Origin of the sequence: Sorangium sp. So ce726 (assembly GCF_051521405.1) — a bacterium.
In the GTDB taxonomy this organism is placed as follows: Bacteria; Myxococcota_A; Polyangia; order Polyangiales; family Polyangiaceae; genus Sorangium.
Genome location: NZ_CP150349.1, coordinates 9,119,537 through 9,141,773, shown reverse-complemented (window position 1 = coordinate 9,141,773; position 22,237 = coordinate 9,119,537). Strand labels below are relative to the sequence as shown.

17 protein-coding genes, 1 tRNA gene and 1 pseudogene are annotated in these 22,237 nt (G+C 70.2%); 12 read left to right on the top strand and 7 right to left on the bottom strand.

Features of this window, described 5'->3' with window-relative positions:
* Nucleotides 1–26 precede the first annotated feature (26 nt).
* Together WME79_RS33870 and WME79_RS33865 are read right to left on the bottom strand one after the other, a co-directional pair.
* Nucleotides 27–1,394, bottom strand: coding sequence for a hypothetical protein (locus WME79_RS33870; RefSeq protein ID WP_437523234.1), 1,368 nt, complete (start codon nt 1,392–1,394; stop codon nt 27–29).
* A 126-nt stretch (nt 1,395–1,520) separates the two neighbouring features.
* A complete protein-coding gene (locus WME79_RS33865; protein WP_437523231.1) occupies nt 1,521–2,882 on the bottom strand; it encodes a metallophosphoesterase in 1,362 nt (453 codons plus the stop codon).
* A 735-nt stretch (nt 2,883–3,617) separates the two neighbouring features.
* On the opposite strand from WME79_RS33865, the gene WME79_RS33860 reads away from it, so the two are divergent.
* The 4 genes and pseudogenes from WME79_RS33860 (at nt 3,618) to WME79_RS33845 (ending at nt 5,735) form a co-directional block, all read left to right on the top strand.
* A complete protein-coding gene (locus tag WME79_RS33860; protein WP_437523228.1) occupies nt 3,618–3,806 on the top strand; it encodes a hypothetical protein in 189 nt (62 codons plus the stop codon).
* A gap of 35 nt (nt 3,807–3,841) precedes the next feature.
* Nucleotides 3,842–4,978 (top strand): annotated as a pseudogene (locus WME79_RS33855) (tyrosine-type recombinase/integrase); the annotation flags it as partial.
* A 205-nt stretch (nt 4,979–5,183) separates the two neighbouring features.
* A tRNA-Leu gene (locus WME79_RS33850) sits at nt 5,184–5,266 on the top strand.
* Between the two features lie 268 nt (nt 5,267–5,534).
* Nucleotides 5,535–5,735 (top strand): hypothetical protein, encoded by a 201-nt coding sequence (locus tag WME79_RS33845; RefSeq protein WP_044966207.1) that lies wholly within the window; start codon nt 5,535–5,537, stop codon nt 5,733–5,735.
* Nucleotides 5,736–5,958: 223 nt separating this feature from the next.
* Here the strand turns inward: WME79_RS33845 and WME79_RS33840 are convergent, their stop codons facing one another.
* Together WME79_RS33840 and hutH are read right to left on the bottom strand one after the other, a co-directional pair.
* Nucleotides 5,959–6,306 carry a hypothetical protein gene (locus WME79_RS33840; protein WP_272095039.1) on the bottom strand — a complete coding sequence of 116 codons (348 nt, stop codon included), beginning with the start codon at nt 6,304–6,306 and terminating at the stop codon, nt 5,959–5,961.
* 107 nt (nt 6,307–6,413) lie between these two features.
* Nucleotides 6,414–7,958, bottom strand: coding sequence for a histidine ammonia-lyase (gene hutH, locus WME79_RS33835; protein ID WP_437523226.1), 1,545 nt, complete (start codon nt 7,956–7,958; stop codon nt 6,414–6,416).
* A gap of 246 nt (nt 7,959–8,204) precedes the next feature.
* On the opposite strand from hutH, the gene WME79_RS33830 reads away from it, so the two are divergent.
* Together WME79_RS33830 and WME79_RS33825 are read left to right on the top strand one after the other, a co-directional pair.
* The gene (locus WME79_RS33830) at nt 8,205–9,977 is read left to right on the top strand and encodes a hypothetical protein (protein WP_437523224.1); all 1,773 of its coding nucleotides are present in this window, start codon (nt 8,205–8,207) and stop codon (nt 9,975–9,977) included.
* A 126-nt stretch (nt 9,978–10,103) separates the two neighbouring features.
* Nucleotides 10,104–11,093: a D-cysteine desulfhydrase family protein gene (locus WME79_RS33825; RefSeq protein WP_437523221.1), complete on the top strand. Its 990-nt coding sequence runs from the start codon at nt 10,104–10,106 to the stop codon at nt 11,091–11,093.
* A gap of 14 nt (nt 11,094–11,107) precedes the next feature.
* Here WME79_RS33825 and WME79_RS33820 read toward each other — a convergent pair whose 3' ends face one another.
* Nucleotides 11,108–11,884: an NTP transferase domain-containing protein gene (locus tag WME79_RS33820; RefSeq protein ID WP_437523218.1), complete on the bottom strand. Its 777-nt coding sequence runs from the start codon at nt 11,882–11,884 to the stop codon at nt 11,108–11,110.
* Nucleotides 11,885–12,053: 169 nt separating this feature from the next.
* On the opposite strand from WME79_RS33820, the gene WME79_RS33815 reads away from it, so the two are divergent.
* Nucleotides 12,054–12,827, top strand: a complete 774-nt coding sequence (locus WME79_RS33815) for an acyl-CoA desaturase (protein ID WP_437523215.1) — start codon at nt 12,054–12,056, stop codon at nt 12,825–12,827.
* 97 nt (nt 12,828–12,924) lie between these two features.
* On the opposite strand, the gene WME79_RS33810 is transcribed toward WME79_RS33815, so the two are convergent.
* A complete protein-coding gene (locus WME79_RS33810) occupies nt 12,925–14,019 on the bottom strand; it encodes a hypothetical protein (protein WP_437523213.1) in 1,095 nt (364 codons plus the stop codon).
* A 128-nt stretch (nt 14,020–14,147) separates the two neighbouring features.
* Between WME79_RS33810 and WME79_RS33805 the strand changes: the two genes are divergently transcribed.
* On the top strand, nt 14,148–15,065 hold the full coding sequence (locus WME79_RS33805) for a TIGR01777 family oxidoreductase (RefSeq protein ID WP_437523210.1): 918 nt from the start codon (nt 14,148–14,150) through the stop codon (nt 15,063–15,065).
* Nucleotides 15,066–15,635: 570 nt separating this feature from the next.
* On the opposite strand, the gene WME79_RS33800 is transcribed toward WME79_RS33805, so the two are convergent.
* On the bottom strand, nt 15,636–17,492 hold the full coding sequence (locus WME79_RS33800; RefSeq protein WP_437523207.1) for a HEAT repeat domain-containing protein: 1,857 nt from the start codon (nt 17,490–17,492) through the stop codon (nt 15,636–15,638).
* Nucleotides 17,493–17,874: 382 nt separating this feature from the next.
* Between WME79_RS33800 and WME79_RS33795 the strand changes: the two genes are divergently transcribed.
* The 4 genes from WME79_RS33795 (at nt 17,875) to WME79_RS33780 (ending at nt 22,140) form a co-directional block, all read left to right on the top strand.
* A complete protein-coding gene (locus WME79_RS33795; protein ID WP_437523204.1) occupies nt 17,875–19,125 on the top strand; it encodes a glycosyl hydrolase family 18 protein in 1,251 nt (416 codons plus the stop codon).
* A 200-nt stretch (nt 19,126–19,325) separates the two neighbouring features.
* Entirely contained in the window at nt 19,326–19,913 is a 588-nt protein-coding gene (locus WME79_RS33790; RefSeq protein ID WP_437523201.1) for a thioredoxin family protein, read from the top strand.
* A gap of 563 nt (nt 19,914–20,476) precedes the next feature.
* A complete protein-coding gene (locus tag WME79_RS33785; RefSeq protein ID WP_437523198.1) occupies nt 20,477–21,349 on the top strand; it encodes an STAS domain-containing protein in 873 nt (290 codons plus the stop codon).
* Between the two features lie 35 nt (nt 21,350–21,384).
* Nucleotides 21,385–22,140: an SAM-dependent methyltransferase gene (locus WME79_RS33780; protein ID WP_437523196.1), complete on the top strand. Its 756-nt coding sequence runs from the start codon at nt 21,385–21,387 to the stop codon at nt 22,138–22,140.
* The last annotated feature ends 97 nt before the right edge of the window (nt 22,141–22,237 follow it).

Genomic DNA, 22,237 nt, shown 5'->3' with positions numbered 1-22,237 from the left:
ATGCCTGCATGGCGCCACCGTCGCCTTCAGCCGTGTGCTCGCTGCGACACGCTCTTCCGTTCGGCCTCCGCGCGCAGCTCGGCGTCCGCCTCCTCGTACAGGTCTCGCTTTGCCCCGGCCGGGGTCTTGACCGCGGGGACCGCCTGGGACCTTAGCGCGCCCCCGGCGCTCGCGGGGAAGGGCGCGTCGGGCTGCCAGACGGCGGCGTTCTTCCGCTCGTGGTAGCCCTGCTTCCACTGCCAGTTCCAGAACATCCGCGCGTTGCCCTTTGCGTCGACCGTGCAGTCGAGCAGCGGTGCCCCCCTGGGCGAGCTCTTCGTCAGGCCCGGCGGCGAGTTGATGCAGAACGTGGCCTCGATCCGGTCCGAGAACGGCGCGCCGCGCAGGCCGCGGAGCAGCCACGAGATGGGCAGCCCCTCGGCTTCCATGTCGATCCACGCCGACCTGAAGAGCAGCGCCCTGTCGCTGCGCCGCTGGAGGAGCAGGCGCGCGCGCCCCCGGGGGCGGAGGTCCGCTTTCATGCGGCCCAGCCCGGGGAGCAGCGCGATGCCCCGGAACGGCCAGCTGCCGTTCGAGAGCGACTTCGGGATGAAGTCCCACCAGTGGGACTCCCACAGCATCCGCGCCTGCTTGGCCGCAGCCAGGTGGCTGCTCGGATCGTGGAACGACGTGCCCGTGTCCCAGATCTGCCATTTCCGATCGACAGGGTGCTTGCGGATGACGAGAACCACATGGCCGGAGCCTGCGGAGTCCGCGGACCAGAAGAGGCAGGAGCCCACCTTCACGTCGTCCCATAGCTCATCGGGCCATTTCTTCAGGTCGAGGGGCACGTCCTTCCAGCCCTTTCCGAGCTGCGCGCAGTAGGGCTGAGAGTCCTTGCCGGCGCCGATGTCGCCGCGGACGCCGCCGTCCCATCCGCCGATGCAGAGCGCCGTCGTCACCGATTGCTGGCACTGGCCCACGAGCGGGTAGCGACCCTGGCGCGCGATGCCCTCGGCGACCTGCTTTTGAGGGCCATAGAAGTACACGGGCATGGTGTACGGGATCCCCGTCTGGTGCTCGGCGATCGCGCGCGCCCACGCCTCGGTCGGCGCGCTCTCGTACCCGGCGTAGTCCTCGTGCTCGAGGAGGTCCCCGATCCCCTCCTGCGCCCGAGAGAGGATGTGCGCCGCGATCCCGTCGACGTCCTCGGGGCCTCGGATGTCGTGCTCGGGGAAGGGGAGCAGGTTGATGGTGCGCACGAGTTGCGGCGGGGGCGTGTCGTCGAAGCTCTGCGGCGTCGCGGTGTAGTCGTCGGGTAGCTCCGGCGCGGAGAAGACCATGTCCTCCCACGCCGGGAGGGGCTCCTGCTCGCCGAGATCCGTGGTGTCGGGTGCCTCTTCTCGTAGGCTCATGGCGTTCTCCTCTTCAGGGGACCTCGGGCGCCGCGCTCGATCCCCGCATCCTGGGCCCTCCGCACGCGGTCTCCATCGCTGGAGCCGGTCAGGTGGCTTCGAGGCGACGAACGGTCCGGCCATGGCTCAGGAGGTCGCCGGCACATGGGCCTCCTCCAGCGTACGGAGGCCCGAGGCGGCGTCCCACTCGAGGAGGGCGATTACCGCGCCGCCGCCCGGCGCCTCGTCGACGCTGACCGCGGTGAACCGGCTGATTAGCCTGGCGAGCTTCTGGCGCTCGGCGGCGAGGCGGGGGTTCTGCTTCACCTCGGCGAGGAACTCCGCCCACACATCGTCGCCCGCGTCGAACGGTGGGAGCTGCATCAGCCAGATCCAGGTGCCGGTGTTGGCGAAGAGGAGCCCGTCCTCGTGCTTCCACCGCGCTGCGTGGGTGTGGCCGAGGATCACCGCGCTGGCTCCGAACTTGGCGGCGAGCCGCTTGGCCTCTTTCCACTCCGCCTCGTTGGGCTCGAGCGCGAAGTACGCATCGCCCGCCTTGCCCGTGAGTTGCCGCTGGAGCTTCGCATAGAGCTTGAGCCCGGCACGGCCCAGCTTGAGCCGCGCGCGCCCGAGCACGCCGTCGTCCTCCTCGTCGCTGAAGGCGACCGCCCCGTCCCCAAGCAAGGCCTCCACGGCCTCCTGCTCTTCCGAGGTGAGGCCTGCCTCGGCCACCCGGTCGGCGAGGCCGAGGTCCTCCTCGTCCTCGGCGAACGAGGCGCCCCCGGTCATCTTGCAGAAGAGCTGCCAGAGGAGGCTGGCCGAGGAGCGCTGGAAGAGCAGCTTCATCGCCGAGGGCGCGACCGCGAGCGCGGTGAGCGCGCCGCCCTGGAAATCCGGCTTGAGCAGATTGACGAAGCGGAGGCCGAACTCGCGGCTGAGCGGGTTCAGGTACTGCTTGACCAGGATCGAGCCAGGCGCATAGGCGAACGAGGGCCGCTCGGCGGCGCCTGCGGTAGAGAGCCCTTGATAATGAACGATGTTCCAGGGGTCGTTGTGCTCGCCGTGGGTCAAGAGGATCCGGGCTCCGCCCACGTCGAGGATGTCCGGGACCTCCCCGAGCCGGAACGAGAGGCGGGCGGCGGCCGCCGGCGGCTGGCCGAGCTCCGAGCGAAAGACCTCCTGGACCTCGGGGTGTGCTAGCTCGACGTCGTGGTTACCGAGGCGGATCACGACCTCGCCCCCGGCCGCGAGGATGCGGCCGAACGCGGCGAAGACGGCCCTGGTGGCGCGGCTCTCGGCGCAGGACCTGGCCTGCGCGACGGCGCGGGGCACGTCGAGCGCGAGTTCGTCCTCATTCATGAGGAAATCGATTCCGTCTCCATTCACGATGACGCGGGTCGGCGGCGAGGCGAACCGGTTGAGGAGCGCAGGGAGTTCCTGCTCCCCTGCGAAGACGTCGTAGTCCCCGCCATTACCGAGGTGCAGATCACTGATGATCAGGGCTCGCATCGTGGATGCCTGGTGGCTCGCCGAGCTCCTAGGCGACTTCCTGGCAGATACAATACTGGTGCCGCCAGTCGATTTGGCGATCCGTTTCGCTCGGCTCGTACGTCTGGGCGGGCGTGAGCGAAGGACGAAAGCAGCAAAGGCCCCGCTTCAGGGGGTTCCAGCTCGGGATGGTCACGATGCCCTTGGCCGGGCACTTATGCCGCGCCGCCACGTCACCACGTGTGCGGGTCGGCAGCTCATTCGCGCCCGGTGAAACGCGTCACAGCGATTCTGACGCGTCAGCCCGACGCGTCATCAGGTTCCGGACGCGTCAGCGCGACGCCGGAGGCGATTCGTCCGGCCGCCGCCGTCGTTGACGTGCCCTCGCCGGCATCATGATTCGCCGGGCCGAGTCCTCGATCGCGTTTCAGCCGAGGCAATGAACGCGTCACGTCATGTTGGCAAACCAGCGGTCGAGTATGAATTGCGCCCGCCCGAGTTCCGAAGCTCCGTCACCTCGGTCTGAGCGTGCATCGTCCGCCCCCACACCGGGCCCGACATGCGCCGCGGGGATTCGGAGCGCCGTGAAGCTTGCTACTTCCGTTTCTGTCCAGGTTTGCCGGACCTCGATGCCTTGAACGCCGCTCTGTTCGAGAGCGGCGAGAAGCGCGTTGATCCGGTTCGGCGGAGGTGGTCGCCCGCGCAGAGCGCGGCCGGCGTTGCCCCAAGCGCGCGAGCGCTGGCGCCGGCCGGGTAGTGCGTCTGGGGAAGTTGCGGCTCGTCGAGCGAGCGGCGTTCATCGCCTGGCTCAAGACGCAGCACGACGCCGTCGCTGCGCTCGCAGAGCGCGTGGAGAACGGTGCCAAGCGCGCCGACGGCACGGCGGTGGTGCTCCGCGAGCTCGGCCTCGTGCTGGGCCATGCTGGCGTGCCGCCCCAGGCGTGAGCGCGGCCGCGAATCGCGGTAGAACAGGTGGCGCCATGCCCCGCAAGCCCACCGGATCGCTCTTCCGCAACGACGCCGGGCGGCTCTACGTCCGCGTCCTCGTCGGCGACAGGGACCGCGAGAGCTTCCCCGTCGACCCCAAGCTGACCGAGGAGCAGGCCGAGCAGCGCAAGGAGCTCGTCGCCGACCTGGCCGTGCGGCTGCGCGCCTCGCCCAATGTCACACGCGACGCGATCGTCGCGCTGCTGGAGCGTGCCGCGGTACACGAGGGAAGGGCGCTCCGCGACGTCATCGTGGCGGTCGACGTCATCTGCAAGGGCGGCACGCAAGCGAAGGTCGTCCCCGGCGGCACTTCGGTGCCGAAGCAGGTCAGCATCCAGCAGTTCGGCCAGCTCTGGACCTCGGGCGAGCTCGCTCGCATGTACCCGGACCACGTCAAGCCAAAGCGCAGCGTCGAGCAGGACGTCTACCGCTTCGACCGCCACATCTACCCGATCGCCGGCCACGTCCCCGTCGCGGCCTTCACGCTTGACGACGCCGAGCGTGTCATGCGTGCGCTCCCGACGATGTCCCCCGCCTCGCGCCGCCACATCGCGCAGCTTCTCCACCGGCTCATGGCAATGGCCGTCTTCCCGTGCCGTCTCCTCGCGACGAACCCGCTCCCCCGCGGCTTCCTCCCGAAGCTCGGCCCCGCGAAGGCGAAAGCCTGTCTCTACCCCGACGAGGACGCGCGCCTGCTGGCCAGCACCGCGATCCCGCTCTGCTGGCGCGTCCTCTGGGGCTTCCTGAACCGCGAGGGCCCGCGCATCAGCGAGGCCGCGCGCCTGCAGGTGCAGGACGTCGATCTTGATCGTGGCGCGCTGCGCCTCGAGAAGAACAAGACCAACGACCCGCGCGCCTGGGCACTCTCACCAGGCGTGCCACAGGCGCTGCGCGCCTGGCTCGCGCTCCGCGGCAACCCATCACCATCCGCCCCGCTCTTCGTCAATGAAGACGGCGAACGCTTCAGCGTCGAGCACGCGGCCGAGCGACTTCGCTCCCATCTCCAACTCGCTGGTATCGATCGTCCAGAGCTCTTCGAGGCTTCTGACGAGCGCCAGCAAGTCCGCGCCCACGACACGCGCTCAACCTTCATCACTGTCGCTCTGGCGAACGGCCGGAGCGAGACCTGGGTGGCCGACAGAACCGGCCATCGATCGAGCGTGATGATCCAGAGATACCGCCGAGCCGCCAGGACGTTTGCAGAGCTGGGCCTTGGCGAGCTAGCTTCCCTCGCCCAGGCGATCCCCGAGCTCGCCGGAAACGGCACAGGAAACGGCACAAACGAAGGCGAGCGAGGGCTCCCAAAAGTAAAAATCAAAGTAATATCAACATCTTGGCCCCGTGGCGAAATGGCAGACGCGGTGGATTTAAAATCCGCGGCCCTCGCGGGCGTCCCGGTTCGAGTCCGGGCGGGGCTACCTGGTGTGGGAAAACGCGCGGGAAGCGGCGGGGTCGACCTCGACCTCGCGCCCAGCGGCTCACCTGAGCTGCTGGCCGCCTCGAACGGGATCATGGCGCGCACCGCGCTTCGTGGCGCCGACGTGCCCGGGACGCCGCATGCCCGTCACGGTCTGATGGGAGCCTGCCCTGGTCCGGCGGGAACCCGATGGGAAACGGCGCGCAGCCACGCTCGTGTCCTCTGGGCTCGACAAGCCGAGTGGATTCGAGTAATGGGAGCGCCACTCCATGGATCTGGACATCGACTGTCTGCGCGAGGCGAAGGTAGAGAACGTAGAACGTCTCGCACACGCTCTGGGCGTCAAGCTGCCCGAGCACAAGCGCCACGACAAGCGCGCTTACAACCGTGAGCTCATCCGCGTGGTGATGCAGGGCATCCGGCGCGACGCCGAGCGGTCGCGTGGCCGCAGGTTCTTCGGTCGCAGCTGACGATTCCAGCCCTACAGTAGGCCAACGAAGGACGCTGGCCGACACTGTCCCTCTCTCGCTCCTGGCAAGACGGCAGTTCTCCGCACCGCTCGGAGAATCGCGCTTCGGGGGGCTGATTCATCCAGGAAAGCCGCCCCGGCGGCCTCCCGTCCGAGCGGTCTCCCGCGCCCGCCCCCGGCGGCCTTCCGCCCCCCGTGGCCTCCCGTCAGTCCCCCCAGGCCTCCTACCGCCCCTGCGGCTTGCTCCGCAGGGTCAGCCGGCTCCCGGTGACCCGGCTCCGGGCCGCCATCAGGAGCGGCGCCGCCGGTGTGAGCGGATCCACCAGGTCGTTCACCTGGAGCATCGCCCTGTCCGCCACCTTCCACGCTGCCGACAGCCCCGACGCCCCCTGCTGGGGCGATCCGGCCAGATCCAGCGCCCGGCTCAGCTCCTTGCCCACCTGCGCGATGCGAGCGAGCTCCTCCCGCGACGACCCCCCCTCCTTCGCCGCCGCGTAAATCGTCCGCACCACCCCGAGCAGATCCCTCACGGCATCGAAGGGAAACGGCGGGGCGCTGACCGGAATGGGCACTGAGCCAATGTACAGCAACTCGCCCCGCAATGGACCGATCGCATTCCCTTATCTAGCGTAAGATTTCCTCTAAATCGTCTCAGATGTAACTTTAGTAACAGAAATAATCAGTTGAGCGGGCCCACCGCCTCCTCCACCGCGGCGATGAGCGCCCCGCTCTGGATGAGCTCCGCGGCCGCCGCGATGTCGCGGTAGAGGGGGCGGTCCTCGGTGAGCCCGGGGACCACGCGGCGGATGGCGGCGTGGGCGGCCGCGACGCCCGCGCTGGGGCGGAGCGGGAGCCGCTGGTCCACGCCCTGGGCCGCCGTGATGAGCTCGATCGCCAGCGAGCTCCGGACGTTCTCGATCACCTGCGCGAGCTTTCGGGCGCTGATGCTGCCCATGCTCACGTGGTCCTCGCGGCCCGCGCTCGAGGGGATCGAGTCGACGCTCGCCGGGTGGCAGAGCACCTTGTTCTCGCTCACCAGCGAGGCGCTCGCCACCTGGGCGATCATGAACCCCGAGTGCAGCCCGCTGTGCGGCGCCAGGAACGGCGTGAGCCCGGTCGAGAGGGCAGGGTTGACCAGCTGCTCGACCCGCCGCTCGCTGATGTTCGCGAGCTCCGCCGCCGCCATCGCGGCGAGATCCAGCGCGAGCGCGACCGGCTGCCCGTGGAAGTTGCCGCCCGAGATCAGCTCGGCGCCGCCATCCGCCCCATCCCCGAGGAACACCGTGGGGTTGTCCGTGACGCTGTTGACCTCGCGGGTCAGCACCTCGACGGCCCAGGCGACCGCGTCGCGCGTCGCGCCGTGGACCTGGGGCATGCAGCGGAGCGAGTAGGCGTCCTGCACCCTGGGGCAGTCCGCGTGGCTCTGCATGATCTCGCTGCTCCCGAGCAGCGCGCGCAGGTTGCTGGCCGTGCCGGCCTGACCCGGGTGCGGGCGGACGCGCATCAGCCGCTCGTCGAACGGGCGCTTCGAGCCCATCAGCGCCTCGAGGCTCACCGCGCCGGCGATGTCCGCGACCGTGCAGAGGGCGGCCGCGTCCCGCAGCGCCAGCGCGCCGAGCGCGGTCATGTACTGGGTCCCGTTGATCAGCGCGAGCCCCTCCTTCGCCGCGAGCTCGATCGGCGCGAGGCCGGCCTTCGCGAGCGCCACCGCGCTCGGCAGGAGCTGCCCCTCGAAGCGCGCCTCCCCCTCGCCGATGAGCGTCAGCGCGAGGTGCGCGAGCGGCGCCAGATCGCCCGACGCGCCGACCGACCCCTGCGCAGGGATCCGCGGGCTCACGCCGCGCTCGAGCAGGGCGGCGAGCAGATCGAGCACCTCCGTGCGCACGCCCGAGTGCCCCAGCGCGATCACCTGCGCGCGCAGGACGATCATGGCGCGCACCTCGGCCTCGCCGAGCTCCGGCCCGACCCCGCAGGCGTGGCTCCGCACGAGGTTGCGCTGGAGCGCCCGGATGTCGTGATCCGCGATGCGCGTCTCCGCGAGCGCGCCGAAGCCGGTGTTGATCCCGTACACCGCCGGCGCAGCGTCGCCCGCCGCTGCGATCGCGTCGATCGCGCGGCGCGAGGCCGCCGCCCGCTCGTGCGCCTCGGCGCAGATCGCCACCGGACGACCGCGCCGCGCGACCTCCTCGAGATCCGCGAGCGAGAGCGGACGGCCGAGGAGCAACGGAGGTGACGGACGTGACGGAGGTGATGAAGCCGGCGGAGGTGACGGAGGCGGCGAAGAAGGAGAACCAGCGGCGGCGCTCGGCGTGGAAAGGGTCACGAAGGCGCACGCTAGAGCGGCGGATGCCCCGCGAAAAGCCAGCTGCGCGCCGTTGACGGAAGAATCCAGTGCCCCGCGGGGATCGATCCGCCTATCCTTCGGGCGCGCGTTCCCGGCCGGGCGCCGGCGAGCGGCTGCTTGCTTCCGATGCGCTTCGCCTTCGTCACCCTCGCCCCCCTTGCGTTTGCTGTCGCGCTCGCCTCGCCGAGCGCCGCTCAGCCCGTCGAAGGAGCGAGCGCAGGGCGAGCCTCGCCGAGCGCCGCTCAGCCCGCCGAGGGGGCGAGCGCAGGGCGCGGCTCTCCACCAGCCGCGCCGGCAGCGCCGGCCGTCGACGACTTCGAGGAGCGGCTCGTGCTCGACACCGGGCGCAAGCCGCCGCCCCCGCCGGATCCCACCCGGTCGACGTTCTCGCTGCAGGGCGAGTACCAGCTCCGCTACCGCGCCATGAGCGATCTTCCGCTCCGGGCGCCGCCCCTGTCGGCTCCGGGCGCGGGGACGCTCGGGCAGAGCCAGTACATCGCCCACTGGCTGCGCCTCTCGCCGCGCTTCCACTTCAAGGACAAGGCCTCGATCGTGGCGCAGATCGACGTCGTCCGGGGGCTCATCGCCGGGGACACCACGCGTGACGTCGAGCAGGTGCGCGACGCGCGCGCCGCCCTGGCGTGGTACGAGGTGCACCCGCGCGCCCTCTACCTGGAGGTGCCGTGGGCGCTCGGCGTCGTCCGGGTGGGCCAGCAGAGCGCGCACTGGGGGATGGGGCTCCTCGTCAACGACGGCGAGCGCGCGAGCGTCTTCGGCGATTACGAGCGTGGATCGCTCATGGAACGCGTCCTCTTCGCGGCCACGCCGATGGGGAAGGGCGGGCCGCTCCACGTGACCGTCGCGGGCGACCTCGTGTTCGAGGACAACGCGGCCGACCTGCTCGGAAACGACGTCGAGGGGCAGGACGAAGGCGAGGGCGATCGCGCCATCCAGGCGGTCGTGTCCGCGCTCTGGCGAGAGCGGCGCGGCGAGGTCGGGATCTACGGCGCCATGCGGCGGCAGGCGCGCGAGCGCCGCGCGAAGACGAGCTCGGCCCGGTTCAGCGAGGTGCTCACGGCCGGCATCCTCGACGTGGCAGGCAAATTCAACGCGCCGGTGCCGGGGGGCGGCGCCCACGTCTACGGCGAGCTCGAGGCCGCGGTGATCCTCGGGGCGGCGTCGTTCGCCCCGAGCGGGCCCCCGCCGCCTTCCGGCCACGGGTTCGGGCGCTCGCCCGTGGCGGTGCGCTCGGTCGGCGGCGCTGTGACGCTCGGCGCGGTGCACGTCGCGGGCCGCGGAGGGCGGCCAGCCGGGCGGTGGGGGCGCGTCGTGACCGAGATCGAGGCCGGCTACGCCTCGGGCGACGACGACCCCACGGACGGCGTGTCGCGGCGCTTCACCTTCGACCCGAGCCACAACGTCGGGCTCCTCCTGTTCGACGAGGTGCTCGCCTGGAAGACCGCGCGCGCGGCCACGATCGCCGAGCGGGAGCTCTTCGCCGCGTCCCCCGAGCCAGGCATCAGGTCGCTGCCGTCCAAGGGAGGCGTGCCCGGCGCCGCCTACGTGAACCCGCGCATCATCGTGCGGCCGGCGCGCTGGCTCGACCTCAAGGCGGGCGCGGTCATCGCCGAGGCGACCTCGGATCTGGTCGATCCTTACGGCGCCCCGCGGGCGGGCGGCAGCCTGGCCAACTACGACGGCGGCGACAGCCGCCGCCGCGATCTCGGCGTCGAGCTGGACCTCGGCGTCGACGCGCGCATCGCGATGGGCAGGCTCGTCACCCTCCAGTTTGGCACCGAGGCCGGGGTCCTGTTCCCGGGCGGCGCCTTCGACGACGCCGCGGGCGCCGAGCTCCCCGATCAGTACCTGCTCACGCTCAAGCTGGGCGTGATCCACTGAGCTGGCCAGGGCTCGCCGGGCCCTCGGTCGAGCTCGCGCGCGACACAGCAGACGAGGGCCGCCCAGGGTGCTAGAGGGCGGTTGCGAGGGCCGCCGGGCGCCCCTGGCAGACAGCAGAGAGGAACGATGCGCAAACGACTCGCGCTGAGCCACCTTCCGACACCGATCCAGCGCCCGCAGCGGCTCGCCGAGGCGCTCGGCGTCGACCTCTACGTGAAGCGCGACGACATGACGGCGGGCGCGGAGGCCGGCAACAAGATCCGCAAGCTCGAGTACCTGCTCGCCGCCGCGCGGGAGGAGGGCGCAGGCTGCGTGATCACCTGCGGCGGCCTCCAGTCGAACCACGCGCGCGCGACCGCGCTGGTGAGCGCCTCGCTCGGCCTGCGCTCGGTGCTGTTCCTGCGCACGAACGATCCGGCGGCCCTCGCGCCGCTCGAGGGCAACGTGCTGCTCGATCGGCTCGCCGGCGCGGAGATCCGGCTGATCTCGCCCGAGGCGTACAGGGAGCGCGGCGCCCTGATGGCCGACGCGGCCGCCGAGATCCGCGCGGCGGGCGGCCGGCCGTACGTGATCCCCGAGGGCGGCTCGAACGGCCTCGGCGCGCTCGGCTACGTGCGCGCGATGGAGGAGATCCGGAAGCAGCTCGATCTCGGCCTCGCGGGGGGCAAGCCGTTCGACGTCATCGTGCACGCGTGCGGGTCGGGCGGGACGGCGGCGGGCACGGCGCTCGGCGCGGCCCGCTACGAGGTCGCCGGCGAGGTGCGCTCGATGGCGGTCTGCGAGGACAAGGCGACGTTCGCGCGGATCGTGGTCGGGATCATGGACGACGCGCGCGCGCTCGAGCCGCGCCTCGGCTCGCCCGCCCACCTCGTGATCGACGACTCGGCGAAGGGCCCTGCCTACGGGGTGTCCACGCCGGAGCAGCGAGCGCGGATCCTCCAGGTGGCGCGGCTGTCAGGTCTCGTCCTCGACCCTGTGTACACGGGCAAGGCATTCTCCGGGCTCTGGGACCTGGCCGAGCGAGGCGAGCTCTCGGGCAAGCGGGTGCTGTTCCTGCACACCGGCGGTCTCCCCGGGCTCCTCGCCCAGGGCGCGACCTTCGCCGACGCGCTCTAGAACAGATCAGAGCCTCAGGGCGCGCCGCGCCACCACGCGTCGGCCATCGACGCGTCTTCCAGGGTGTCGATCTCCATGTAGCCGCCGTGGGTGTCGAGCTTGTGGAGGTCGGCGCCGGACTCGATCATGTGCTGGAGCAGATCGATGAGGTAGGCCCGCTGGAACGTGCGGCCCTCGCGGAACTCCGGCCGATTCGAGAAGGCGTCGCGCGCGGCGTCGAAGGCGGCCAGGAACTGCCCGGCGCCCCGCGCCGAGAGCTTCATCACCCCGATGAACTCGCCGGTCGCGGACTCCGAAGGGATGCGGCGCGAGATCTGAAGGACGCGATCCCCCTCGGCGCCGCCGGCGCAGAGCTTCTCGGCGTCGGTCTCTGGGTGCTGCGAGCGGCCCACGTAGCGGCGCCGCCAGTCCGTGTCGCAGGCGAGCGCGATGTCGTGCGGAGAGCGGACCAGCCCCGCCACGATCTCGGGCCGGTAGACGATGTCGGCGTACGTCGAGACGAAGCCGCCTTCGAGGTGCTCGCGCGCGCAGAGGAGCGAGAGAAGGATGTTGTTCTGCTCCCAGTCGCGGTTCTCGACGTACGTCAGATCCGGGTAGGCCGCCCGGATGACGTCGGCCTTGTAGCCGCAGACGAACACGATATCCGACCGCCGGAAGCCGCCCGCGGCGAGCGCCTCGAGGATGCCGTCGAGCATCGGGCGGCCAAGGATCGGGACCAGCGTCTTCGGCAGCTCTTCGGTCAGGTGACGCAGCCGGCTGCCCCGGCCCGCACCGATGATCACGGCCTTCACGACACCGCTGTTACCATGAACGGACTCGGTCAATCACGGACAATCACGGGGATTCCCGCGGAATCCCGCGAAGATAGAGGCGACAGAGGCCGCGCGGACCCGGCGCCTGTTACGGAAACGTGACCGTGAGCTGACCCCCTGCCGCATGCCCCCGGGTTAGGACGCGAACATGGAGATCGCGATCGTCCTCATCGCCCACTCTACGCTCTCGGTCTTTTTCCAGACCTTCTTCCTGCACCGGTACGCCTCGCATCGGATGTTCACGATGTCGAAGCGATGGGAGCGGATTTTCCACTTCCTCACGTACCTCACGCAGGGCTCGTCGTACCTCGTGCCCTGGGTTTACGCGATCTTGCACCGCATGCACCACGCGTACAGCGACACGCCGAAGGATCCGCACTCGCCGCGGTACTACTCGAATGTTGTCCGGATGATGCTGGACACCGCGACGCGCTACGACGCGATCTACGCGCGCACGGCCGACGTGGAGCCGCGCTTTCTCGGTGGCTACCCCGAGTGGCCCACGCTCGATCGCATCGGCAACGCGTGGATCGGCCGGCTCGCGTGGGGCACCGGCTACGTGCTCTTCTACGTGGCCTTCGCCTCGCACTGGTGGCAGTTCCTGTTCCTCCCGCTCCACTGGACCATGGGCCCGCTGCACGGGGCGATCGTGAACTGGTGCGGCCACCGCTACGGCTACCGCAACTTCGACAGCGATGACGACTCCCGCAACACGCTGGCCCTCGATCTCGTGACGCTCGGCGAGCTCTTTCAGAACAACCACCACAAGTACTCGATGAGCCCGAACTTCGCGGTGCGGTGGTTCGAGATCGACCCGGCGTATCAGGTCATCCGCGTGCTCGCCTGGGTGGGGATCATCCGCCTGTCCGACAAGTGCCAGGTCGCCCGACTCGAGCCCGAAGTCGCGCGGGCTGAAGGATAGATCTACACCCCGCTCTACGAGGCGGTCCGCCGGCCGCGCGAGCAGCGCGGCCGGCCGTGAAAGCTGCGCGCGGAGCCGAGGCCCCGCGCGCCAGGGCTCACTCGAACAGCTGCCGGAACGCGCCAGGGACGTCCTTCGGACCGATCTGCTCCTTGCGCTTGTTGAACTCTGGCAGACACGCCTGGTAGGCCGCGTCCACCCGCAGATCGCTCCCATCCCAGCTCGGACGCCAGATTTCGATCGTCTCGCGCGCGAGATCGATGACGTCCTTGAACTGCCCGCGCTCCTTCAAGATCTGCGTGCTGAGCCCGTACATCAGGAGCCCGCCGGGGATCGCCCCGAGCGCCGTCGTCGCCAGGGCCGGATAGCAGATGCGCGCCGTCTTCGCCCCGAACCGCTCCCGGATCTCCGCCATCGTCTTGCGCTGCAGGATCTTCGCGCCGGCGAGCGGGCCCATCGCGTAGACCGGATCGTCGCTCGGGTAGTCGTAGTCGCAGAAGGACACCACGCTCTCGCCCTTCGCGATGAGCCCCGCCGCGGCGAGCGGCTCGACCCACAAGAGCGACGACGTGCCCATGAACTTGTTGGTCCGCTCGATGTCCGCGTCGTTCGCGACGTCCACCTCGACGAGCCCGAGCTTGCGGATGTTCTCCGGGCGCGAGAAATCAGGGATCTGGAGCACCGGATCGAACGCGACGTCGAGGTCCTTCACCTTCGTCGGCCCGTGCTCCGCGTACCGCTTCATCGCGCCGGCCGCGATGCCGTTCACGAGGTGCACCGCCCGATACCGCTCCTTCAGCGCGGCGACGACCTCGTCGATCACCTGCGGCCTCGTGGCGTCGTTGTTCCAGAAGCGCGCGGTGAGCCCCTCGGCCTCCGCCGCGTCCGAGATCGCCTTCACGTGGTGCGGGCCGATCTGCATCTTCTCGCTGTCGAAGTGCACGGCGAAGACCGCGGCCCGCTCCCCGAAGAGCAGCTGCAGGGCGAGCGCCCGGGTCATGCCGTTCGAGCCGCCCAGGATCAGCACCGCTGTGTCCGGGGCGATTTGTGCGCCCGCCGGGCTGATACGGGCGCGGTGCGCCGCGAGCTGCTCGGTCGCCACGCGCGCGCCGTGCTCGGCCAGCGAGCCCACGAGCGCGCGGCGATCGAGGCCGCCGAGAGGAAGCTTCTTGAAGGTCTCTAGGTCATCCATCACGTCCCGCGTCTTACCGTCTCCAGCGCTCGGCGTCACGACTGGACAGCTGCAGGCCGTCCGAGCGCTCCCGGGGCGGCGCTCGAAGGGAAGCCCCGCCTCCGTCCGAGCCGTGATAGATAGATCGCGTGAAGACGGTTCTTGTCACTGGCGGCAGCGGGTTTATCGGGCGCGGTCTCGTGAAGGATCTGCTTGCGCGGGGTGATCGGGTGACGGTGCTGACGCGCGACGTGGGGCGGACGCAGGCGGCGCTGCCTGGGGCGCGCGTCGTGTCGTGGAGCTCGGACGCCCCGGGGCCATGGTTCGAGGAGGTCGACGGGGTGGACGCGGTCGTTCACCTCGCGGGCGAGACCATCGTCAAGCGGTGGACCGAGGAGGCGCGGCGCGAGATCCTGAGGAGCCGCGTCGACACGACACGCCTCATGGCCGAGGCGATCGGCAAGGCCAAGCGCAAGCCCAGCGCGTTCCTCTGCGCGTCCGCCGTGGGCTACTACGGCCCGCAGCCGGGCGACAAGGTGCTCGACGAGGACGCGGCGCCCGGCGAGGGCTTCCTCGCCGACGTCGTCGTCCGCTGGGAAGAGGCGGCACGCGCCGTCGAGGAGCAGCACGGCGTCCGCTCGGTGCAGCTGCGCATCGGCGTCGTGATCGGCGAGGGCGGCGGCGCGCTCGACAAGATGATCGCCCCCTTCCGGTTCTTCCTGGGCGGGCCCGTCGGCGACGGCAAGCAGGTCATCTCGTGGATCCACCGCGACGACGTCGTGGGGATGACCCTGCTCGCCCTGGACAACGACGCCGTGCGCGGCCCCTTCAACATGACCGCGCCGTACGCGCAGACCGGCGACGAGGTCGCGCAGGCGATCGGCGCGGTGCTCCATCGGCCGTCGTGGCTCCGCGTGCCCGAGGCCGTGGTGAAGCTGGGGATGGGCGACGCGGCCGAGATCATCACCACCGGGCAGCGCGTCTATCCCAGGCGGGCGGAAGAGCTCGGATACGAGTTCCGATACGCCCGCATCGTGCCCGCGCTCGAGTCGATCCTCCGCAGCTGAGCGCCCGCCCGCGGGTCGAGCTCTGCCCGCCCTGTGTCAGGGCGCGGCCGCGCTCCGGCCACCGTTGAAGCGGCGCGCGCTGGCGGCGGGCAGCTGGGCGCCGCGGTACGGCGCCCAGCTGCTGCCCACACGAGACAAGAGCCGCCGGTGGCGCGCTGAGAAGTCGACCTCTGTCGAGCAGCGCACCATCGGGAGCCCGGACGGCGGTTTCCCAGCGCTCCCCCAAGCGCTCCGTCCGCTTCCATGCTTACGTCATCGCGCTCCGAGAATCTCTCGGGATGAGTTGGATTGGCGCGTGCAGGGTATCCCGACTGGATGTCGACGTGCACCCTCCAGAAGTGCTGCGAGAACCAAACTCGTTAGGGGAATCCCTTTGCCGCAGCGCACAATCGCGGGGTTGCTCGTCTGAAGCGGCTTCTGGTGCGTGAGAGAGGGGAGGAGCCAGGCGCAGTCTGCGCTCGCTGCCCGGACAGCGGATCACCCCCGCGCTGCGCCGTTGTGGTTCGTTGTGGAGCCCCGGCGCGGCCGGCCGGCGCGCGGTCGTGCAGGCGCGTGGTCGTGCAGGCGCGCTCAGGGGCTGAGGCCACGACTCTGGAGGATCTCTCGCACCACCGCCTGCGCGGAGCCTGTCAGCTCGGCGAGCGAGCCGCGGGCGAGCTCCACGAACTTCATGCCGCGCACGCGCTTGAGCGCCTCGACGGCCACGGCGCGCTCCTCGGCGCCCTCGTGCTGGAGGATGCCGAGGAGCATCTCGCCGGCCTCGAGCGTGTCGATCTTCGCGATCGCCCGCACGGCGCTGGCGCGCACGGCGGCGGCCTGCGACTCGCGGTAGATGCGGGCGAGTGGATCGAAGGCGTGGGCGAAGCGGAGCTCTTCCAGCGCGCGGGCAGCCTCGTGGACCACGGTGGGGTCGGGATCCACGAGCGCGTCGCGGATGGTGATGAACGTGCGCTTGTAGAGGAAGTGGGAGAGCGCGCGGACGACGGCCACCCGGATCTTCGGCTCGGCGCGGCGGAACAGGCGCTCGAGCGGCGAGAGGATCGTGTAGAGCTCGACCGTCGCGAGCTGCTCCGCGAGGCTGATGAGCTGCTGCGCGGGGGCGGCCTCGGGCGTCGCCCCCTCGACGGCGAGCGCGGTGAGCCGGGCGAGCATGGCGCGGCGGCGGGTGACCTCGGACCACTGCGCCGGGTCGAGCACGATGTCGCCGCACGCCTGGGCGGCGCTGCCGGCTTGCTCCCACTCGACAAGGTCGATGTGCCAGACGTCGGGGAAGCCGAGCTCGTGGCGGAGGTGCGCCGGCAGAGGCGCGGCGTCGATCGGCAGGTCCTGCGCGTTCACGTAGCGGCGGCCGGCGCGGGCGTAGTGCTTCTTCCGGGTCTCCTCGAGCGGCAGCTGCGTCAGGGCGCGGTAGACGCTGCCCACCTTGCTGTACTGCCCCGCCTCGCCGAGCGCGATCACGGCGGCGAGCAGCGCGTTCTCGGCGATCTCGGGGGGGGCGGCGCGCTTCTGCGAGACGGCGGACACCTCTTGCCAGAGGCGGGCCTGCGCGAGCACGGCGAAGTTGGCGACGGCGGCGAGGCCCTCTTTCCGGGCGTACGCGGCCATCTCGCGGGCGAGCGTGGCGGCGGCGGAGATCTCGCCCTGCTTCTCGGCCGCGGCGACGGCCTCCTCGTAGGACTGGAGCGCGTAGTAGCGCAGGTGGTCCTCGCGCAGGATGCGGATGACGTTCACGTAGCCCTCGAGGACGTGCTCGAAGGCGCGGCTCTCGCGCCCGACGGCGATGAGGACCTGGTAGCAGTCGAAGGCGCGCTCGCGCTGGCCGATGGTCTCGTACCTGTCGGCGGCCTCCTCGAGCAGGTGGACGGAGGCGAAGACGGCCTCGCGCGCCGCCGCGGCGTCGCCCGTGCGGAGCGAGGTGCGGGCGAGGTTGAAGCGGGCGAGGCCGGCGGCGTAGAGGTCGCTGCCCGACGAGGAGAGCAGCTGGGCGAGGCGCGACCAGAGGGCGCGGGCGCGGGCGAAGTCCTGGCCGCGCTCGCGGGCGATGGCGGCCTGCGCGACGAGGCCGGCGGCCTCGTACTCGTCGGCGGCGCGGCCGTAGAGCCGCTTCTGCCGCTCGGGGTCCTGCTCGCGCTCGGCCCAGGCGAGCACGGTGCGCGCGCGATCGATGGGCGGGACCTTGGCGATGAGCGGGCGCTGGCTCTGCTCGTTGCCGCCGTACCAGGAGACGGTGAGCGCGCTCCGCGCGTCGCCCAGCCGGACCAGCACGTCGCGGAGCTCGTCCGTCATGGCGACGTACTCCTCCTCGCGGGCGATGGTGTGCTGGAGGGCGCTGAAGAGCGCGTCGCGCGCGCGCGTGAGATCGCTCCTGGCCAGCGCGGAGCGGGCCTCGTCGCGGAGCTCGTGCAGGGGGCGGACGCCTTGGGTCATGCCGGGAGCGAGCGTAGTACACCGGCCCTGGCCGAGGGAGCGGCGGGCGTGTCCGCGCGCGCGGGCGTCGCCGGCCCGGCCGCCGGCGGCGCAAGGCGCGAGGCGGCGTGTGGGGCGAGGGCTTGAGGCATCCCCTCAAATTCTTCGGAAAATTCACAGGGAGACGGGGAGGCGGGGAGGGAAATCTTCAAAATACTCCCTGTCTCCCCGCCTCCCTGTTCAATTTCCCCGCTGAAAATGGCTGCAAGATAAGGGGATTCCTCAGGGGCGCGGGGATGGAGTAACCGTCAAACGGCGCATCGCGGGCTCGGCGTGAGGCGGCCCGCGGAAGCGTGAGAACCGGGCTGTCGATGCGGCGGCGGGCTGCTAGAGCGCGGCCGATATGAAGCTGTTTCACCAGACTCTGATGCTCGCCTGCTCTGCCGCGTTCTCCATCTCTTGCGGTGGCGCGGGCGAGCGCGCGCCGTCGCTCGACGAGGTGGGGAGCGCCGAGCTCTCCGCGTCGGCCGCGCCCGGGGCACAGCGCGCGAGCCAGGCGACACGCGCGCCGGGCGAGGAGGCGCCGGGCGATCACCACTTCTGTGGGTGGCTGCACGAGTTCCTTGGAGATCCCGAGTCGACGGAGCTCGGATACGACACCTTCGCGGCGCACGCCGGGGCGTTCGACGCCGTCCACCCGAAGTGGTGGCGCGTCGCCTCGCCGACGACGTTCGAGAACCACCCGCGCGGCCGGGAGGCGCCGTTCGCCGGCTTTCACGACCGGCGCGTCCTCGACAGCACGACGGCCGGCGGCGCGCGGACCCGGCTCATCCCCCTCATCGCCGCGATGGACCGGCCCGATGTCGTCGCGGTGCACGCCATGCTCCACGATCCCGCGCTCCGGGCGCGGCACGTGGCGGGCGTCGTTTCGCTCGTGATGGAGAACGGCTACGACGGGATCGACATCGATTACGAGCACCTCTCGTCCGTCCTCGGGCCGGGCGAGACCGTCCGGGCCGAGCGGGCTGCGTTCTCGGCGTTCACCGACGAGCTCGCGCGTGCCCTCCATGCGCGCGGAAAGCAGCTCTCGCTCGCGGTGCCGGCGGTCGGGTCCGCGAGGGGCGTGTTCGACTACGAAGCGTTGAGCGCCTCGGCGGATCACCTGCACGTGATGAGCTACGATTACCACTGGAACGGCGGACCGCACGTCGGTCCGGTCGCGCCGCTCGGGTGGCTCCGAGAGACCGTCTCGTACATCGGGTCGCTTGACGGCGGCGCGCGCCGCGAGAAGTTCATCCTCGGGTTGCCGAACTACGGACTCCTCGGACCGGAGGTGCCGGGAAGCGGGGGTGCCGTGGTGGAGTGCGAGCCGCTCAGCAAGTGCCTGGAGCTCGCGGGCGACGGCTACGAGACGACCACCGAGCACATGAGCCGGTGCCCGGACGACGAGGGAGGGCGGCTCGTTGCGGGGAGGGCGCCGAACCGGCTCCTCGCGAGCGGAGATCGCCTCTTTTTCGAGGACCTCGCGTCGCTCGAGGAGAAGGTCGTCGTCGCAGAGCAGGGGGGGCTCGGCGGCGTGACGTACTGGAGCATCGGCGGCGAGCCGGGCGGGGCGGCGTTCTTCTCGATGATCGAGCGCCACTTCCCGAGGTGATCGCCGCGCCCCGCGGGCGCCTCATGGCCCTGCCGCGACAGGCGCTCAGACCTTGGGGGAGGCGCCCCGGCGGGTACGGAGGGCAGGGGAGCGCGAGCCAGAGGACGGCCGCCGCGGGCGCGGAGGCGGGGGAGGTGGTCAGCGGCGAGGGCCGCGGCGTGGTAGGGTGCGCGCCGTAACAGCGAGAGGAGAATCCTGTCATGGCACGCACCCCGTCCACGATGCTTGAGCTGGGCACCCCGGCGCCCGACTTCAGGCTGCCCGACTTCACAGGAAAGCAGGTCGCGCTGTCGGATTTCACCAGGCAGCGGGCGCTCCTCGTGATGTTCATCTGCAATCATTGTCCGTTCGTCAAACACATCCGCCACGAGCTCGCCCGGTTGAGGCGCGATTATGGTGCTGACGACGTGGCCATCGTGGCCATCAACTCGAACGATATCGTCGCGTATCCAGCGGACAACGCCGAGGCGATGGCCAGAGAGGCGCGCGAGGTCGGCTACGCGTTCCCTTACCTCCTCGACGAGGCGCAGCAGGTCGCCAGGGCGTACCGGGCCGCGTGCACGCCGGACTTCTACCTCTTCGGCCCCGATCGCCGGCTGGTCTATCGCGGGCAGCTCGACGACAGCCGCCCTGGCAACGACGTCCCCGTGACTGGCCGCGATCTCCGCGCCGCCATCGACGCGGTGCTCTCCTCGGCGCCTGTCCTCTCGGAGCAGCGCCCGAGCATCGGTTGCAACATCAAGTGGAAGCCCGGCAATGAGCCGGCGTATCACGGCAGAACTCCGTAACGATCCCTACAGCGGGGAGCAGGTTTGTGCGCTACGGGCTCATCCGCGTCGTTCGGCTCCCTGCGGCGTACTTTCGTACGCCTCACTCGCCTGCCTAGCGGCTGAGCCCGTAGTCACACGAACCTGCTCCCCGCTGTAGAAGTACACGCCTGACCGGACCCGGCGGAAGCGCACGCTTCACGCCGGCAACGTGGTGCCGGGTGCGGGTTCAGGCGACATGGACGTGCTGGAGCCGGTCGGCGGCAGGCCCAGGAGCGCCCAGGCGCGGGCCACACCTTGTGCGGTGGTCGCGCCGCTGCAGGCTGCTGCTGTCATGGAACATAGACAGTCAGGACACTGATATTATAGAACCACAGCACGGGGGGAGTGCGACCGCATCTCGGGGGCGCGTTCCTCGCGAAGCCATACATTCGCCTGCATGGTGAGTGGATTGCGGCATGGAGCCGAGGTCCACTCCAGTCTGGCTCCCAGATCAACAAGCGCGATACGAAGGCGGCCTACTCTCCCACTTCGTGAGCATTCATGCGACATAACACGGCCAAGGCCAAGGAAGGGGACCTCCTATGCAGAGCTGGATCGGCCCGGAGCGCCAGGCGCTGGCGAAGAGCGCGGCGAAGGTGCTCAAGGACAACGCCCTACACAACCGCAGCGGTCTCCCACCCTTTCGATTGCCGCAGGTCGCGCAGCAGATCCTCGATGAGCTGTTCCATTTCTCCTCTGCCGGCGACACGGCGCCCGTCATGTCGCTCGGGCAAAAGCTCGGGCAGCAGGGGCTCGGGCTGCGAGCCCTCCTCGGGCTGAGCCGCGTCCTCTTGCGCGAGGTGCTGGCGCGTCTGCCCGGAAGTACGCCCGAAGCGCGGGAGGCGGTGACGCGCGTGAACGACTACCTGACGCTGCTCGTGGACGCGGTGGCAGAGCAGGAGAGGCGCGAGGTCGGCGTCCAGCGCGACGAGATGCAGCTCGCGCTCGAGCGCGCCATCCATAACCGCGAGCGCGAGCTGCGCCGGGTGATCATCGAGCTCTCGACGCCGATCATGCCCGTGTACGATCACATCTTGGTGCTGCCGCTCATTGGAAAGCTCGATACCGAGCGAGCGGGGAGGATCACCGAGTGCCTGTTGCGAGAGGTGGTGGACCGGCAAGCGCGCACCGCGATCATCGATGTGACCGGCGTGCCGACGATGGACGCGGAGGCCGTCGACGCGCTCGTGCGCACTGCGCGCGCGCTCGACCTCCTCGGCACCCACCCGGTGCTGGTCGGCATCCGCCCCGAGGCAGCCCGCGCGCTGAGCGATCAGGACGCCCACCTCGCGGGCATCGTGGTCCTGGCGAATCTTCAAAGCGGTATCCTCTATGCGCTGCGGCGGGAAGGGCTCGATGTGTCTGGCAGTCCGCGCCCGCAGCGAGGGGCTGCTGGCTTGTATCGTGGCCGTTGACGAGCGCGCCGTGAACTCACGCTAGGGAGGAAACCATGGAGATTGACACGACCAAGCCGCACGTCGGTCGGGTTTACGACTACGTTCTCGGAGGACACCACAACTACGAGGTGGATCGCGTCGCTGCCACGGCGATCATGAAGCTCGTACCCACCTATCCGAAATATGCGAAGCTCAACCGCTGGTTCATCCAGCTCGTGGGTCACCAATGGTCCGAGGCGGGTATCACGAACGTGCTCGATCTCGCCTCGGGGCTACCGACGCAGGGCCATCTCAACGACTACCTGCCTGATGCGCGCATCCTGTTTTCGGACGTCGACCCGGTGAGCGTGATCTACGGCGAGCGGATCCTGGCTGACAAGCCAGACATGCGTTACATCCAGGCCGATCTGCGAGACCCGTCGCCGTTGCTCGCGGCGGCGGCGCAGTTCTTCGGCGCAGGACGCCGCATCGCGGTCGGAAGCATCGGCATCCTCTACATGGTGGACGATGAGAGCTTGCGCGACCTCCTGCGGAAGCTGCACGCGTTCTGCGCCCCTGGCAGCGTGCTGGCGCTCAGCTTCATCATGTCGCGCGGCGCCGCGGCGGCGGGCCAGCTGAGCAGCGCCGGCTCCCTCGCCGGGGTCAAGGTCTACCCGCGCACGCCCGAGGAGATCGCGGCGCTCATCGCCCCATGGAAGGTGGATGCATGCCGGCCTCTGGCGGAGTGGCTCGGCATCGACGACTTCATTACCGAGGAAGAGTACGCGGTGAACCCCTTCGAGATGCGTGGCTTGATCGCGCATCACTGAGCGCGCATCAGAAAGGCCGCTTCCCATCTCCCCATCTCCCCATCTCCCCATCTCCCCATCAATTTCCGTAGGCCCGAGGAGGGAGGTGGGGCCGCAC

Bases quoted from the DNA above. Each gene is read 5' to 3' on its own strand.
- WME79_RS33785 (WP_437523198.1), top strand. From the start codon at position 20,477: ATGCAGAGCTGGATCGGCCCGGAGCGCCAGGCGCTGGCGAAGAGCGCG.
- WME79_RS33825 (WP_437523221.1), top strand. From the start codon at position 10,104: ATGCGCAAACGACTCGCGCTGAGCCACCTTCCGACACCGATCCAGCGC.
- WME79_RS33780 (WP_437523196.1), top strand. From the start codon at position 21,385: ATGGAGATTGACACGACCAAGCCGCACGTCGGTCGGGTTTACGACTAC.
- WME79_RS33795 (WP_437523204.1), top strand. From the start codon at position 17,875: ATGAAGCTGTTTCACCAGACTCTGATGCTCGCCTGCTCTGCCGCGTTC.
- WME79_RS33815 (WP_437523215.1), top strand. From the start codon at position 12,054: ATGGAGATCGCGATCGTCCTCATCGCCCACTCTACGCTCTCGGTCTTT.
- WME79_RS33800 (WP_437523207.1), bottom strand. From the start codon at position 17,492: ATGACCCAAGGCGTCCGCCCCCTGCACGAGCTCCGCGACGAGGCCCGC.
- WME79_RS33790 (WP_437523201.1), top strand. From the start codon at position 19,326: ATGGCACGCACCCCGTCCACGATGCTTGAGCTGGGCACCCCGGCGCCC.
- WME79_RS33810 (WP_437523213.1), bottom strand. From the start codon at position 14,019: ATGGATGACCTAGAGACCTTCAAGAAGCTTCCTCTCGGCGGCCTCGAT.
- WME79_RS33865 (WP_437523231.1), bottom strand. From the start codon at position 2,882: ATGCGAGCCCTGATCATCAGTGATCTGCACCTCGGTAATGGCGGGGAC.
- WME79_RS33845 (WP_044966207.1), top strand. From the start codon at position 5,535: ATGGATCTGGACATCGACTGTCTGCGCGAGGCGAAGGTAGAGAACGTA.
- WME79_RS33830 (WP_437523224.1), top strand. From the start codon at position 8,205: ATGCGCTTCGCCTTCGTCACCCTCGCCCCCCTTGCGTTTGCTGTCGCG.
- WME79_RS33870 (WP_437523234.1), bottom strand. From the start codon at position 1,394: ATGAGCCTACGAGAAGAGGCACCCGACACCACGGATCTCGGCGAGCAG.